At 68.9% G+C, this 16,702-nt stretch carries 3 protein-coding genes (1 of these 3 only partly in view); all 3 read right to left on the reverse strand.

Annotated elements, in window-relative coordinates; translation table 11 throughout:
- A protein-coding gene (locus FXO23_RS17755) for a UvrD-helicase domain-containing protein (RefSeq protein WP_158886244.1) crosses the window boundary here: on the reverse strand, positions 1-15,548 show its 5' portion. The gene continues 12,415 nt to the left of window position 1, outside the view; the window shows 15,548 of its 27,963 coding nt (coding positions 1-15,548); it begins with the start codon at positions 15,546-15,548; its stop codon lies beyond the left edge, outside the window.
- 137 nt (positions 15,549-15,685) lie between these two features.
- The gene (locus FXO23_RS17760) at positions 15,686-15,955 is read right to left on the reverse strand and encodes a hypothetical protein (protein ID WP_218952084.1); all 270 of its coding nucleotides are present in this window, start codon (positions 15,953-15,955) and stop codon (positions 15,686-15,688) included.
- Between the two features lie 183 nt (positions 15,956-16,138).
- Entirely contained in the window at positions 16,139-16,660 is a 522-nt protein-coding gene (locus FXO23_RS17765) for a hypothetical protein (protein WP_158886245.1), read from the reverse strand.
- Positions 16,661-16,702 lie beyond the last annotated feature (42 nt).

Here is a 16,702-nt window from a genome sequence, read left to right on the forward strand (position 1 = left end):
GCCACTTCGGGCAGGTACAACCAGGTGTCCTCGCCTGCAGCGCCGGGCATGGGCCGCGGCGGGAGCGAGACGTTGCCGAAGGCGCCGGTCAAATGATGACCAGTGGAGATTTGCACCACCGCCCACGGCCCGCCGTCAGACGCCGCGTCCCGCCCCTTCTCGTAGGCCAGCAGCGCCCCGCCGGGCGAGAGATGCGCCGCGGTCGCGTAGTGCAGGTCGGCGATGAGCGCCGCCCGGCCGCGTTCCCAGTCCTGCCCTTCGGGGCTGTCGACCGGATGTGGATTTGCCATCTGCTCCCAGTGGAGCTCCACCGCATCCAGCGATGTCCAGCCCCCGCCGAGGGCGCCCTCGCCCAGCGGCCGGGCGGTAATCTGCAGAACCCGATCGCCCCAGCCCATGCGAACCGAGTGAGCAGGTTCGGGATCCCCTGTGGCGGTCGCCGCCGGATCTGGCTCCTCCGCAGGGGCCGCGCTATCAGCCTGTTCGACCGCCGTGCCCGTGGTGATCTCGCGATCGGGCTCGGCTGGGCGGTCTTCGTGTGGCGTTTCGGGCGTGGTGAGCAAGGCGAGCATGTCGCGCCGGGCGGTGTCGGCACGGGTGCCAAGGTTGGTGATGTGCTGCTCGAATGCGGCGCGGATGTGCTCGCCGCCGGAGGCGCTGCGCAACCAGGCCGGATCGAGGGTGATCTGGTCGCGGGCGCGGGCGCCGTAATCGGGGGTGGTAATCGACAGCACCACGTTGTGGTCGTCGTCGCGGGTGAACTGCAACTGGAGGTCGTGCCATCTCAGCCCGGTTGTTTGTGGGCTGACCATGAGGAACTTGTGGCCTGTGAATGCCTTGGCGGGGCTGGTGCCGTTTTCGGCGGCGCGGGCGAATCCGAGCAGAGCGGCCTCGATCTGCCCGTCGTTGAGCTGCTGGGGCATCACCGGGTTCGGGATGATGTAGCGCTGGTGGGATTCCGTGGCCTTGGCCACCGTTTCCCCGAGGGTGTCCAGGTTCATGGCCAGCACCCCCAACTCGGTAGCGCGTTCGACCAGGGCCGGATCACCGTGGTCGGCGAGCAGGGCGGTGTCGGCGCGTTCGGCGAGCTGGGCCCGGTACAGCCGCATCCGGTCGGTCTGCAGGGTCAGGCACCGCATTTCTTCCAGCAGCGGGAGATCCGGATCGGTCGTCACGGTGCGCGCTTCGACGTCGATCTCTCCCGGCACGCCGACACCATGGGTTTGCACGTGCGTGAAGCTCGCGGCCGTGAGCTGGTTCAGCAGGGTGTTGTGCGTGGCGCGCAAGTCCGCCTGCTGGAGGCCGGTGAGTTCGGGCAACTCCACGTCTCCCGCGCTGTCCCGTTCCCCAGAGGCGGGATCGTCCACACCGGAGGCGGGCGTGGCATTGCCCGTTTCCGTGTGCTCCGGGGATGCGGCGAGTTGTTCGGCGGAGATGGACTCACCGGAGTTCTCCGGCTGCGGTTCGGCGGGGTCCGTGGGCTCGGTGCTGCCGAGCCCGGCGAACATGTCCAGCTGCTCCTCCGCCGGCGCAGTTGTCGGCTCCGGCGACGTGGCGGGCTGCTCCTGCGCGTCCGAGGTGATGACCAGGGTGTCGAGTTGGTCGGTGTCGGAGTTTTGGTCGACCACCGCGGACAACCCACCGGCGAAGTAGCCGGACCGCTCGACCAGCGCCTTCAGCCGTTTCATCATCTTCGGCGCGTTCTTCCGCACAGCCGTGAGGTTCTCGTGCAGCACCTTCGCCGTGCGGAACACCGCGACGTATCGGTCGACCTCGCCGGCGGGCCCGTTGTCCTTGCTGCGGGTGTTGTCCATCGCCGTGGCCAGGGCTCTGGCATCCGGGCGATCGTCTCCGTGCAGCATGCGCCTGCCCGCGGCGGTGTCGAGGACGTCGCGGTAGGCCCGGTGGACTGCCTGTCGCGCGTCCAGGAACTGCCGGTTGGTGGTGAACGGCTCGACCACCGGTACGGGTGGTGGCGTGTCCTCGGCGTTGAGTGCGGTTTCGGCCTCCCACAACTCGAACGTGCGGTCCGTCTGCTCCAGAGCACGCACGAGGCTGCGCACGTGGACGTCGCGGGTCCGGTACTTCCATTGCCGACTCAGGTGCCAGAAGTCATACCGCTTGGAGTGTTTGAAATAGTTGTCGTGCAGCAGGCTGTCCAACGCCTGATCGCCAGGGTGCGCCCCGTGCAGCACGGTGCCGGAGTGGTTGTGCTCGATGACCAGCACACCCTCGGCCGCGCGGGCGCGGGCGGCGGCGCGCTGCTCGGCGGCGGCCGCGGCCTGTTCTTCCTCTTGCCGCTCGGGTTCGCCGATGGCTTGCTCGGCGGCGTTCAGCTCTCTGAGCGCGATGCGTTCGGCATTGGCTATGGTGCGGCGCAGGTGCTGCACGATCTGGTCGTGCCGGTCTTCGGTGAACCACGCGGGATCGAGCGCGAACGACAGCGGGAACCGACGCTCGGTGCCCGCTCGCCCGGTCGGCGCGGCGGCAACCCAGAGAGTCGGGGCCTCGGCGCCCGGTTCCCACCGGGTGCTGACCTCCAGTCCCGGCCGCCTGGGCCCGGAGCGCCAGCGCAGCACTTCGGAGTGGTGCGGCTGGTCCGGATCCGGCGCCACCGCGGCGAGTACTGCACCGGCATCGGCGATCGGCTGCCCGGCCAGCGTGAACTCCGGGTCCGCGGGCAGGGCGGTGACGGCGGCGAGGTGGCGCAGCACGTCCGCCCGGGTGATCTGGGCGTGGATGTCTCGGGTGGCCACGGCCCCGAGCCGCTCGCTCGTCTCGCCGAGCCGGGTGCGCAGCAGGGCGCCCTCACTCAGTGCCCGACGGGTGAGCAGGGCATTCAGCTGGCCCCGCGCGATCGTCGCGCGGCCCCGCGCGGTGCGCATCTGATCCAGCACCCGCGCCCGCAGCCGGGCAGCGGCTTCCGGCTGGACCGCGTCCGGGGTCAGCCGGACTACGTCACGCCAGGGCTGATCACCCTCGGAGTGCCAGACCGTGGGCTCGATCGAGAGGTACTGTCCCCGCGGATCGGTGTTCGAGCGCAGCACCAAATCCCCGCAGCGCAGGGATAACCCGTAGCCGGGACGCTGCGCAAGCAGCGTGAACGCGTTGTCGATCTTGTCGGGTTCGATCTCGCGCTCGGTGTCGCCGCGCACCAGCACCACCGGGGCACGTTCGCCGCGCTCGACGGCTTGCGCGATGGCCTCCAGCCGATCCGCTTGCAGTAGCAGATCCATTACCAGGTGGCCCTCGGTTTCCGGGAGTTGCTCCACAGCTTCGTCGGTGACCACCGTGGCGAGCGCGTCGTAGGCGGCGTTCGCGTTTTCCGCACGGTGGACGCGGGAGAGCGGGGTCTGGGCGTCGAGATCGCGGGCGACGGGCTCGAGCAGCCACGGCCCGGTGCCTTCGTTCCGCTCCTGAGTGGCGGTGTCGGAGTCGACGGTGGGCTCGATACCGGCCCCGTTCCCCGCCTGCTCGGTTCTGGTGTCCTGTTCGGACGGTTCGGCCTCACCGGCGGCGCCGCGGTCGGTCTCGCGTTGTTCGGCGGGGCTCTCTGGCTGTGTACCGGGCGGGGTGGACGCGGACTCCGCTGCCGTCCGGGACTCCAGCACCGGCGGGGCGGCTGGCTGCCCGGCAGGGACCGTGCGTTCCTGCTGGATGTAGTCCGCCAGGTGCAGCGGATCGATGCGTACACGCTCGGCCACCGTCAGCGCGAGGTCCTTGATCCGGTCGGCATCGACCAGGGCCAGGACTTGCGCTGCGCTGCGGGCGGCGGCGGTACTGGCCTCCACCTCCCAGTCGTTCTCATCGCGGAGCCTGTCGGCGAACGGCGCGATCCGCAGGTCGACCAGCACCTCCAGCGCCGGGCGGGTGTAGGGAGGCTCCCGGTAGGCCGCGAGCTGTTCGTCCCGGCTCACCTGCTCGGCGAACTTCGCCGGGTCGAGCCCGGCGGGCAAGAGCGTGCTGTCGAGATTCCGGTAGCGGGGCAGCATGGGTTCGCCGACCTTCACCAACGCGTCCAACCCGGCGGTGTCGCCGTCGAAGGCGAGGACACGCCGACGCCCCAGGGGCACGAGCGTGTCCAGGACGTCGAGGTGGCTGGGCTTCAGCGCGGTGCCGCAAGCCGCGACCGGCAGCAGGGGCCGCTCGGGGTCGTAGGCGGCCAGAATCGCCGCCACGTCGAAGGGACCTTCCACGTAGACCGGCTCGGCCCCCTCGTCGACTCGCTCGCGCTGCTCGTGCAGCCCGAGCAGCAGTTCGCTCTTGTCGTAGAGGGGTGTGGCCGCGGTGTTGAGGTACTTGATTTCCGCGTGCTCAGACAACGCGCGCCCGGTGAAGCCCGCGATCCGGCCCTCAAGATCGTGGACGGCGAACACCATCCGGCCCCGGAACCGGTCATACAACCTGCCCTGCCTGTCCAGCGCAGCGACCCCGGCGTCCAGCAGATCCTGATCCCGGACTCCCCGGGCGCGCAGGTGCTCCACCAGCCCGGTCCCGGGTCTGTCCGGGGCGTAGCCGATCCGCAGCTTGCCCGCCTCGCCAGGGGTCTTCGCCCGGACGCGATCCACCGCGGCCTGGCCCCGCAGCCGGTTGCGCAGGTACTCCTGGGCGTAGGCGCTGCTGTCCAGCTGCTGGTCGAACCAGGCCGCCGCCGCCTCGTTGAGCGAGGCGTGCAGGGTGAGTTGGTAGTCCGAGGTGTCCAGCGTCGGCTCGGTGACGCCGCTGACCGCAGTGTCCAACCCGGTCGCATCCTCGGGTGCGGCGGGCGCGATCGACGCCGAGGCGTCATCCTGTGTGGGTTCCGGCGGTGCTGGTTGGCCATCGCGCTCGGCGATCGCCGCGCGAACCCTGCGGCGGGCCTGTTCCATCCGGTCCCGGTTGTCCGGGTAGGCCAGCTCGGTCGCGTCGAGCAGTTCCAGAGCCCGCTCGAAATCGCCCGCCTTGAACTTGTCGAAGGCCTCCTTGGACAGCGGCCGGGCGGCTTCCTTGGCCTGCTCCAGTTCCTCGGCGTTGCGTGCCGCGATGCCCTCATGGTCCGGATGGCCCTCCATCACCTCGCGGTGCTGGGAGATGTAGTTGTCGATCCAGTCCCATTCCCGCCACGTACCGCCCCCGACCAGGTGGGCGTCGGTCTCGGTGAGGTGGCGGCCGGGGTCGCCGCTGAGCCGATAGCCCGAGGCGTAGTCGGTGATGGCGCGGACGATCTGCGCTTCACGCTCCGGGGTGAGCGTCAACGGCCCGGCGGCCGCCTCCGCGCGGCGCAGCGCCTGTTCCGCGTCCTCGGGTTCGCCGAGGTCCATCAGCCGGAAAGCCTCTTCGAATGCCGCGCGCACCTCGGGCCGGTGATACTCCCCGAACTGCTCTCGTACCGCTGGCCGGAAATGCTCCCCGAACACCAGGTGCGGAGCGAGCTGCGCCACCCGGCGCGGCCACTGCCGCACCGTCGTGGCCATGGTGAACAACGCCGGACTGATCGCCGCGATGTAGGCGCCCACATACGTGGGCACGGTTTCCAAGGGAAGCGGCCGGCCAGCGCCGTCGGTGACGCTGGTCCGATCCGCCGAATACGACAGCACGGGCGGCACCGGCACCCCCGGCTCGTGCACGGTCACCCACGTACTCAGGCCGACCCGCACCACCGTGACGTCCAATTCGTGCGCGGACGCGAACTCCCGCACCTGCGCCAAGCTCGGTACCCCCGCACCTGGCTCGGCAGCGGACATAGCGTTCGCCGGTGCGGACTCGGTTGCTGGCGCCACCGGGGCCGTGGTCTCGGGGTGCTCGGGGCTGGTGCTCGGGGCGATGTCGGGGGTGGCGGCGTCCCGCTCGGGCTGTGCGTCTTCGGTGGACTCAGGTGGCGCGGGTTCGACGGCAGGATTGTTGGCGGCGTCCTCAGTGCGCGCCTGGACATCCTGTGCTCCCGCCTGGGGTTTCGCTTGGTCAGCGGTTACACGCACTGGGCGCTCGACAGTCGCGGTCGCTGGCGTGGTAGTGCTCGCGTAGTCGAGGATCCATTCCAGAGAGCCAAGTTCGAGTCGTTTCTTCGCCCGGGTGACGGTGACGTAGGCCAACCGCAGCGCCTCGGCGTCGGGAAGGACGACTTCGCCGTTTTCGTCGGTGGTCGGTCCGGGGAAGTCGTCGGCGATCCGCACGGTGTCCCATTCGCGTCCCTTGGCTTTGTGTGCGGTGGACACGACCAGTTCGGCGGCCAGTTCCGGGTCCTTCTCGTCCTCGCGGGTGAGGTCGTCGGCCATGGCGATCAGCCCGTCCGGGCCGTACTGGTCGATCAGGCGGACGAAGGTGCGCAGCGACTGGGCTTCCTCATGCTTGTTGACGTAGTCCTGGACCTCGGCCCACGAGGCGAACGCGCTGAGGTCCTCATGTGAGGTCCGACGGCCACGGGCGAGTTGCTTGGCGGCCTTCGCGATGTCTTTGATCGCATCGCCGCCTCCGACCAGTGCGACGCGTTTGCCGGCTTCGAACCCGGTGAACACCGCGGCGACCGCCGCCGCGTTGGTGTGGCACAGCACGGCATCCGGATCGGAGACCGGCCCGATCTCGGAGCCGAGCGCGGGATTCCCTTGCAGTTCGATCTTGGCTTTGAGCAGTTGCAGGAAATCGTTGCCCAGCGCGGCGACGGCCGGACCGAACCGCCAGCTCTGGGTCAGTGGCAGGTTCACCTCGGCCGGCCAGTTGCGCAGGTAATCCCGGGCGCCCCGGAACCCGTAGATAGACTGGTAGCTGTCGCCGACCACGATGGTCTGGGCGGTCTGGGCTTGCACCAGTTTGGCCTGGAGTTCGTTGACGTCCTGGACCTCGTCGAAAAATATGACGTCGACCGGGATGGTCGGATTTCCGAGCGCCCAAATCTTCAAGTAGTCGTCGTGGGTGAACTTCAGCACGCCGTCCGGGTTGGTCTTGTCCTCCCAGATCCGGCGCGCGTAGTCGAGCACAACACGGTCGAGACCGTGTTCATGTTCGGCTACTCGACTGGCCAGATGCCGGGTCGTGATCTCGGGGTCGGCGCTGTGACGGAACCGGGTCACCGTCCCCAACGCAAGCCGCGCAATGTCGGCGGCGCTCCACTCCTCACCGGTCGCCGCCACACCGAACAGCACATCGTCGGGATCTTTACCCAACGCTGCCGAATCCCCGCGAGCCGCATCCTGCTCAAGGAAGGTACGAGCGATTTCGTTGGGGAAGCCATCGTTCCCAGCAATCTTGCTGCGCCCGTTCTCGTCCCGACCGAGCTTGTCCCGATAGCGGGGATCTGACGACAGGGCTCTGAAGGCATAGCCGTTGAAGGTCGTGGGCAGGACGTTGCTGGCAAACACCCCACGGGCTTCCTTGGCGATGCTCTTGTTGAACGCAAAGTAGACGATCTTCTTGTCGGGCATCCGCTCGGCGATCATGCGCAGCGTGCTGGTTTTCCCAGTACCGGCAAGGGCCCGAACGGCCACGTCGTTCCCCGCCAGGCACGCGTCGATAATCGCCTGCTGCTGCGCGGTCGGCGGAAAACTCGGAGCCTCCTGCGCGTCGAGTTCGGCCAGTACGTCGCGTAACGCTTGCACCGCTGTGTCGCGGGATGGCCCGTTGCGACGCGGAACGAACTTCCACACCTCGCCTTCATTCCGCTTCCACCGGAAACCGTTGCTCTTCAATGCCTCCCGGAGTTGCCGGGGATCGTTGGTGTCCGTGCCGGACACTGTCGCCGTGGAGCCGGTGACCTCGATCTGGATCCTGCGCGTCCACTTACCGGGTTGAGCTGCCGGTGCCGCCGGGTCTTGGTCGGCCGCGTCGATCGGGACCTGTTCCGCCGGGGACGGCGCCGGTTCCGGTGGTTGCGTCGTGGCAGGCTCGGGCACCGGGTGGTCCGAGCGGGCCTGCGCGGCCGCCGTGTCCTCCACCACGGGAGTACCCGTGGATTGCTCCGGTTGGTGCGCGGCAAGCAGTTCAGCGGCCTGCTGGCGGCCTCGGCGGGCACGATCAGCCGCGGAGTCCACCACCTCGTGCAACGCGGTCAGGATCGCTTCGCCGTCCGGCGCCGGGCCGGTGACGCTGCCGAAGTCCACGGCGACGAACCCGGCGCCTTCGGACCAGACAGGACTGCTGTAGCGCTCGTCGCCGTGCCGGGAGACCGCACCGACCAGGCGGCCGTCCTGGTTGCCGAGTTCAACGCGCAGCCCGCGCCACACCAGGTGCTCAGCCTGGCGAGGGTCAGCAAGCGCCTGCCTGGCGATCTCGCCGAGCACCCGGGCGATCTCTCCGGGCGGGACGGACTCGGAGGGGGCTCCCGACCGCACCGCGTCCTGCGTGTCGGCCCGGGCGGTGGCGAGGGTGAGGGAGAAGTGGTTGCCGGCCGTCGTCAGGATGGCCATGCCCTGGTCGGTGATCGGTTGCAGCGCCGGGTCGTTCTCGGCAAGGTGGCGCAGCGCGTCGGCCAGGTCGGTGGCCTCCATGACGGCGTCGGCTTCTTCCGGGGTGAGAACCAACTGCTCGGCGCTCGACGATTCCGGTGCGGTGACTGGGGTGGCGTCCGTTTCCTCTCGAGGGTCGGTTGCCGCGGCGGTCTGGGACGGCTGCGGTTGGGCAGCGCGCAGGTGGTTCTCCGCGATCTGCTGCCATTCCCGTGCCCGTTCGGCGAGGTTGTCCACCGCTTCGTCGAGCGCGGTGAGGATGCGGCCGAGGTCGGCGGGGTTGGTGACCCACCGCTCGTCGATCGGCACCCGCACGTAGGTGTCGGTGTCGGCGGAATGGACGGGGGTGTCCGGGTGCAGCGGCTGGTAGGCGGGGTCGTCGAAACGGGACAGCGCAGCACACGGTTTGCCGTCGACGTAGCCGAATTCCAGGCGGAGCCCGCGCCACCGGAGGCTCTCCGGCTCGCGGTCGCGAAAGGCGTTGAAGGCGGACTCGGCGATGGCGAGCCCGATCAGGTCGCCCTCGACGCGCAGCGGGGGCGGCCCCGGCCGCAGCAGGCGGCGCGCGTTCGGATCGACCACGTAGGCGAGGTCGTAGTGCGCTTCGGCCCGCGTCACCGCGGCGAGCGCTTCGTCCCGAGCGGGCGCGTCGGCCGGAAGGGCGACCGCTTGTTGCCGGAGCTTCGTCACTGCCGCCCACTCCGCCAGCAGGTCCGAGGTGGCCTCGACGTGGTCCGGAGGTGGAGTTGCGGGCAGCGCGATGGCGAGTTCGTGGATCGTCTCGGCGTGCATCCGGTCGGCGGCTTCGCGGGCGGTGGTGATGACGTGGGTGATCGCCTCCAGCGCCTGCGTGCTGTCCTCGCCGGAGGATGCGGGCAGCCGGAGCCAGTGAGAGTGCAGCTCGCCACCAGCGGGCGTGATGCGGGCCTCACGCCCGGCCGGGGAATCCGTCAGATGGATCTCCAGGTCTCCCCACGTGACCGGTCCACCGCGGTAACTGCTCCACGCAGCAAGGTGGGTATCGCTGGTCAGTTCGTTGCCGTTGGGGGCAAGGAACGGGGCGTCCGGCGTGGTGGCGGCGGCCGCGGCGATCGCGCGCAGCGCCGAGATCTGGCTCAGCGAGTCCGTGGCCCATCGCACGGCCGTTCCGCGCAGCCCGGTCTCGCGGACCAGTTGCATGGTGGCGAGGCGTTCCTCCGGGTCGTGGGTCACGTCGGCGGCCAGGACGCCGTCGATCGCGGCGGTGGCCGCGGGGGTGTTGAGGTACTCGCGCAGGTCTTCGACGTGGGTGGCCAGCACCCGCAGTTCCTGGTCGAAGTTGTCGCCGCTGTCGGTGAGCACCAGCCGCGAGTAGTGGTTGATTCCGCCCAGCCCGGCATCGTCCCTGCGCACGTGCGCGTAGCCGGCGTCGTTGACCTCCCGTTGCAACTGGACCCACTGCTGAGCCGAATCGATGGCGTCCAGCGTCGCCAGGACATTTTCACCCGCAGGCTCGCCGATGGCTGGCAGTTCCTCGTCGAACTCGTCGCCAGCGGGGGCTTCGGTGCCCGGTCGGGTCAGCCCCGGCGCGGCGTTGCCGCGAGAAACGGGTGGTGTGGTGAGTCCGGTGTCGGGTGGCTGGTGTGGCGGGTCCGTCGTGTCGGTCGGCTCGCTGGGAACGTCGGCTGCGGCAGCGGATTCCGTGGCCTCCACCGTCGTGGCACCGGCAGGGGTGTGCGCTGCATCCTCATCGGCCGCGGGAAGCGTGTACGTCGCGTCCGCTCCGAGGGGCGCCAGGCGGGTGCGACCGCCCGAGCTGGGGCGCCCGATTCCGGCCCAGACGTCGAGTGATTGCTCGAACGGGGGGCGATGTTCCGCGCTCACCTGTCCGGCGATGGCCAGATACCAGCTCTCGAAGTCTTTCGCGGACTCTTCGCTCAGGCCGGCGAGTTCGGCTGCTTCACGCGCCTCGTTCTGCAGGCGGGTCCACTCCGCGTAGCGTGCTTCGGCGCGCGCCCTGCGGGCCTGGGCTTCCTGCGAGTCGGGGTCCTCGTCGCCGCCGCGATCGAGGTCCTCGTCCTCACTCAGCTGGCTGATCAGCTCCTTGCGCCGGGCGATGACTTCCGCGAGCCGTGCTTCGCCGGGGAATTCCTTGCCCACCGCCTCTTCGGCCTGCGCGATGTTGCCCCGTTCTTCCTCGATCGTGGCACGGCTGCGATCACCGGCGCCCGCGATCTGCTTGAGCTGGTTCTCCAGACGGATGACCAGGCCGATCCCGCCGGGCAGGTCCTTCACATCAAGGCCGAAGCCCGTCGTGCTCTCCGCAGCCCCGGGAAGCCGCACCTCGATTCCGGTGTCGCGGAGGGGATACAGGTCGGCGGTGATTTCGAAGCCGCTGATCGACCCCACGGAGACGGTCTGCCCTTTCAACGTGCGAGGGGCCGCGGCGAGCGCGGAGGTCAACCGGTCGCGCAGGGCGGCGGCGGCCTCGGGGCGTTTGGTGTAGGTGGTCTGGCCGACCTGCATCCGGAACTTGTCACCGGAAAGGTCGACGAGTTGTTTCGCGAGGGCGTCCTGGCGTTCGGCGCGCGCTTCGAGTTGGGGGATCCGCACGGTGCTGCGGGCCAGCGACAGCTTGATTGCCTGTTGGCTCCGGTTGTGGCTGGAGCGCTTCCGGTTGAGGGACTTCAGCTCGGCGTCGAGTTCGGCCTTCTCCTTGTACCGGAGGTCACCGGTCGCGGCGGCCATGACGTCGGCCAGGCCGGTCGCCTCTTCGTTCTGCACGGTGCGGCTGCGGTCGGGTGGGGTGGACCGGTACAGGGGGTCGAACATCGCGTGCTTCTGTGCGGTGATCTCCCACTTCTTGGCGTCCATCGAGGGCGCGAGCACGACCCGCTTCCAGAAGAACTCGGAGTTCTGGTTGCCCTGGCGTTCGACGCGGCCGATAGCTTGGGCGCTGAGGTCGTAGCGCCAGTGACCGGTGATCTCGTAGCCGCCGATGGCGCGGGTCTGCATGTTGATCCCGGCGCCGATTTTCGCGGTGGAGCCGATGAGAACGGAGATGCTGCCCTCGCGGCAGGCGGCGAGCATGTCGGCTTTCCGCTGGGGGCTGTTGGCTTCGTGGATGAACCGGACGGACCCCTCGGGCATGCCCCATTTCCGGATCAGCTGGTTGCGGAGTTCGTCGTAGAAGTTCCAGTGACGGCTCGGTGTCGACTCGTCGCAGAACACCGGGATGAACCCGCCGCGCACCGGGTGTTCGGTCCCATCGGCGCGCAGGTACACGTTGTCCTTGGCCGCGGACCACTCGTTGTAGATGTCCTCGGCGACAACATCGACCTTTTGCCGTTCCTCGGTGGTGAGCCCGATGGCGCGCAGGTCGAGCGCGGCGAGCTGCCCGTCGTGGCCGATGACCAGATGGTTGTCCGCGCCCTTTTCGGGCGGGCCACTCAGGTTGCGTTCCCGGCGCGCCAGGTCGAGGGTCACGATCCGGGCCTCGGTCGAGGCGGGCACTTCGAGGATCTCGATCTCGCCGCCGCGCAGCTTCGGCGTCTTGAGGTTGAGAAGTTCCTTCATGCGGATGTCGGAGGTCAGCCGCACCGCGTGCCACAGCTCGGGTTCGTTGATGACGCGACGGGTGCGGACTTTCGACCGCAGCGTTCCGCCAGGTGTCATTTCCATGAAGGTCTCGGGCATGACATACGTGCGTGCCCAGACGTCGAACCGGTCCAGATCGTGCCCGAGGCGGCGCATCCACAGATACAGCTCGGAGAATTTGCCCACCCACGGTGTAGCGGTGGCCAGGACCGCGCGGGAATACCCGAACTTCTCCTGCAGATGGCCCAGCTTCATATCGAGGTCGATGGACCGTTTGGCACCTTCGATCACCAGATCCGGGATCTGCGAAAGGACCAGACCGTTTTTGTAGTTCTGCGCTTCGTCGACGACGACGAGGTCGAAACCGGCGTCGGTGAAGGTCATGCCGCCGGTGTCGCGCTCGATAGCGTCGATCTGCGCTTCGAGTCGCGCCTCCGCGTTTTCCATCTGCGTTTCGATGCGCTTGGTCATCGACTCGCTCATGGCCTCGGCGTGTTTTTCTTTCTCCGCGCGCAGATCGGCGAGTTCATCGCTGAGGAACCGCTCTTGGATCTCGGGCGGCAAGGGGATGCGCTGGAAGCTCTCCTTGGTCATGATGACCGCGTCCCAGTCATCATGGGCGACGCGGGCAACGAATTCCGCGCGGCCGTTCCGGCCCTTTTTCTTGTTGTCGGCGATCTCCTCGCTGGTGCCGGTGAGCAACCGTGCGCCCGGGTAGGCTTGCCGCCATTCGCGGACGAACTGCTCGGCGATGGAATCGTTGGGAACCACGATGACCGGTTTGTTCGCCAGCCCGCGACGGCGCCGTTCCATGATCCCGACGATCATTTCCAGGGTTTTGCCCGCGCCGACGTCGTGCACCAGGCCGGTGCCGTTCTGGTAGATGATCCGCGCGATGGCGATCTTCTGGTGGTCGCGCAGCGTGTAGGCCTGCGAGAGCCCCGGCAGGGAGAGTTCGACACTGGAGAAGTCGATCGGGATTTCGGCGTTGAACGTGTCGTTGTAGAGCCGCATCACCCGCTCGGCACGCGCGGTGTCGTTCCAGATCCAGTCGGCGAACTCATCGGAGAGTTCGGTGGCCTTGTCGGAGGCTTCCGCGGTGGCGTCCGGGTCGAGCACCTCCACGTCCCGGCCGTCGACCTCGATGGTCTTGGTGACCCTGATCGGCTTGCCAACCAGAATCCGTTCGGTGAGTTCATAGGCATCCAGCCCACCGCCGCCCCAGATTTCCGTCGCCGCCAGGTGGGCGGCCTTGCTGAGGCCGGACTTCTTGGTCTCGACATTCCACAGCCCGGCGACGGTTTCGACCTTCACGTTCTCGTCGCCCAGCAGTTCCCGCAGGAACTGCTGCACGTACTCGGGCCCGATCCAGCTACCGAGCCGGACCTCGATCTCCTCCGGTCCCAGGTCTTCGGGGATGACCTGTTCCAGCGCGGCGACGTTGGCGGCGAACCGGGGGTCGTCCTCGGCGGCGAGCTGGGCGACGGCCAGCTTCTGGCGGACGTTGCCAGCCAGGTACAGCGGCGCCCACACCACCTCGCCGGTGTCGGGGTCGTCGAACACCAGCCCCTCGAGCGCGGCGCGGGCTTCCTCCTCACCGGGCAGCCCCATCAGCCGCGCGATCTCGGACAGGACGACCCGGGAGTGGGTGTCCAGGCAGATCGACAGGGCTTCCTCGGCGGTGTCGGCGCCGAGCCGTTGCACCGGCGGGTTGACCACCCGGCTGGTGAAGATCTTGGACTTACGGGCGGTCTGGGTCGCCGCGTCGAAGTCCTCCAACCCGATGGCCCAGTTGGCGAACGGGTCGTCGCGGAACCCACCCTGGGGATCCCGGACGATCATCGTCGTGCGCAGACCCAGCTCATCGAGATCGAGATCGGGATCAGTCTTCTCCGGTGCGCCGGCGACGACCTCCCGCGCCGCGGCCACCACCGCGGCGCTCAGGCGCGGATCGCTCATGCCAGCCAGGCCGAGCACGCTCTCCGGCCGCATCTGGGTCGGCAGCTTCGCCGCCAGGTCGTCGACGTCGATGCTGGGATCGAGGTTGGCGCGTTGCTCGGCGTAGGTCTGCGCGGCCTTCTTGACGGCCTTGTCGAACGCGGTGTTGTGGTTCTTGACGATCGAATCGAGGTGCCGGGTCAGGTGGTCCTGGCCCAGCCCGTTCATCCGCAGCTCGGTGAGGTAGGACAGCACCGCGTCGCGGCTAGCGGGCAACTTGTCGTGGTCGTTACGGGCGCACCATTCGCCGAACACGTGCCAGCCCTGCCGCATCTGGCGGCGTTCCTTGAACCGGTTGATCGGCCCGTAGGTGGTGGCGTAGGAGTCGTAGACGGTGTTCAGATGGGCGCGCAGGTCCTGGATCTGCGGGGTGTCGTCCACCGTGGCCTGCTCGGCGCGGATCAGCGCCATCGCGGCGTCGCGCACGTGCAGCAGCGCCCGCAGTTCGTCGGCCTGGGACGCGGGCGGCTGGTAGGGCTGGTCCTGGTCGCCGACGCGGCGGGTGAAGGTGCCGTCCGGCAGGGCGGTGAGGAACCCGGAGAAACTGGCGCTCTCGGGATCGATGAGGTTCACCGTGGTCGCCGGGCGCGGGGTAACGTCGCTGCGCGGGGTCATCACCAGGCCGCGTTCGGCGGCCTCGTCGGCGATGCGCCCCAGCGCGGCGGCGAACTGCTCCGGGAGGGTGTCCAGGTCGCCGCGGACCTCCAGCGCGTCGCCGTACCGGCTCGAGCCCACCGCCAGCTCGCCGAGCACGTTCTCGGGGTGCTCGCGGAAGTAGGCGTTGACGTTGACGGGTTCGCCCTCGGCGCCGATCTCAGTGGGCAGCGCCTTTTCCCAGGTCGCGAAATCCACGATCGGGTCCGCGTCGGGTTCGCGGACCCGGAAGATCAGCACGTCGGTGCCCACCACGGTGCCGGCGGCGCGCTCGTGCGCCCGGTTGGGTAGCCGCACCGCCCCCACCAGGTCGGCCAGCTGCGCCATCTCCGCGCGGGCGGCCGGGTTGAGGCTGTCCATGGTGTACTGCGAGGTCACCATCGCGACCAGCCCGCCGGGGCGGGTCAGCCGCAGCGACTTGAGGATGAAGTGGTTGTGGATCGAGTGCTTGCGGCCCGGGTTGTGCTTGTCGTCGCGGAGCTTGACCTTCGCGAACGGGACATTGCCGATGGCCGCGTCGAAGCGGCCCTCGTCCGCGTCGACCTTGGCGAAGCTGCCCGTGACGACCTCGGCGTCCGGGTAGAGCGCGGCCGCGATCGCGGCGCTGATCGGTTCCCGCTCCACACCGGTCAACCGCGCAGACTCCGGTGCCAGGCCGATGAAGTGGCCCGAGCCGCACCCCGGTTCGAGGACGTCCCCGCCGGTGAACCCGAGGCGTTGCAGGCCGTCCCACATCGACGCCGCCAGCGTGGCGTCGGTGTAGTGGGCGTTCTGCGTCGACAACCTGGCCGCGGCGTACTCCTCGGCGGTCAGCAGCCGCTGCAGCTCGGCGCGCTCGTCGAGGAACTCGTCGGTGTCGAACAGCTGCCCGAACGCGCCCCAGCCGCCCCAGCGCGCCAGCACCGCTTGTTCCTCGGCCGTCGCGGCGCGCCCGGACTCACGCAGCTCCAGGACGATCCGCAGCGCGGCCAGGTTCGCCCCGACGCGCGCTTTGCGCCCGGACGGGGCGAAATCGTCCTGGCTGTAGGGCTGGAACCGCGCTACATCGGACCGCCCGGATCGGTGAAGGCCATCTCCCTCATCACGTCGTCCTCCACCGAGCTGGACACGTTGTTCAGCGCCCCCACGTTCGCCAGGTAGTCCGAGCCCAGCGGCGTCCGCTGCTGGTTCTTCCGGTGATCGATCTCCGCCGCGATCCGCTCCCCGAGATCCGTGAAGAACTTCTCCGGATCCCGCAGCTGGGCGTACTCCGTCGCCCGGTACTGCTGCCAGTGCCTCTGGGCTCGCTCCCCGTACTGGTTCATCGACATGGTCTCCATTGTGGTCGAACAGGTCTGGTTGTTCGGTGCTCACTCGTTTCCCCCCCGAGATAGCGCCCTGGTTTGTTCTTCTGCTGGGTACGTGCGGCGTTCCCCGGCGCCGCGCGACCGATGGGGAGTCGCCGCGGCCCGCGCTCCACCCGGTCGCGGGGCGCGGCGCCTCCCTTGATTCGCTCAGCCCGGGCGCGTCGCCGAGGCTGAGCCGGTCCGATTGGTGATGGAGTCGCCCTCGACGGGTCGGGTGATCGCCGCTTCGAGGAAGATCCAGATCGCGCTGTACAGCGGCTCGTCGTCGTAGTCCTGCACCTCGTAGCCCAGGTGGCTGAGCACCTCCGCGTTGGGCACGACGCCGACATGGCGTGCCCACCAGCGCCCGGCGTCGAGCCAGTCGTCTTCCGTGGTGACGCGCATTCCGCTGTCGGGGTCGGCGGGCGGCAGTTGCGCGAGGACCGCGTGCGCCATGTGGTGCGCCCAGTGGTGGCGGGACTCCGGGGTCGTGGCCAGGGCCCGGGATTCGGCGATGATCTCGTCCATCTCGACCTGGCGGCCGTGCTCGTCGTGGATGTGTTCGTACTCTTCGCCGGTGTCCTTGGTGACGTAGCGCAGCAGGTCCAGCGCACAGGCGCCGGTGATCGTGAAGGTGGGTTTCGTTCCCGCCGGGCTCGGTGCCTGCGCGGTGTAGCTGTAGAGCTTCATGCTTCCCCCTGTTTTCGGTGTGTTTCCACCACCGGCCCGGTG

This window comes from Amycolatopsis anabasis (assembly GCF_009765355.1).
In the GTDB taxonomy this organism is placed as follows: Bacteria; Actinomycetota; Actinomycetes; order Mycobacteriales; family Pseudonocardiaceae; genus Amycolatopsis; species Amycolatopsis anabasis.

What these genes read in the sequence shown, in the direction of transcription:
- FXO23_RS17760 (WP_218952084.1), bottom strand. Translation starts at nt 15,955, where the DNA reads ATGTCGATGAACCAGTACGGGGAGCGAGCCCAGAGGCACTGGCAGCAG.
- FXO23_RS17765 (WP_158886245.1), bottom strand. Translation starts at nt 16,660, where the DNA reads ATGAAGCTCTACAGCTACACCGCGCAGGCACCGAGCCCGGCGGGAACG.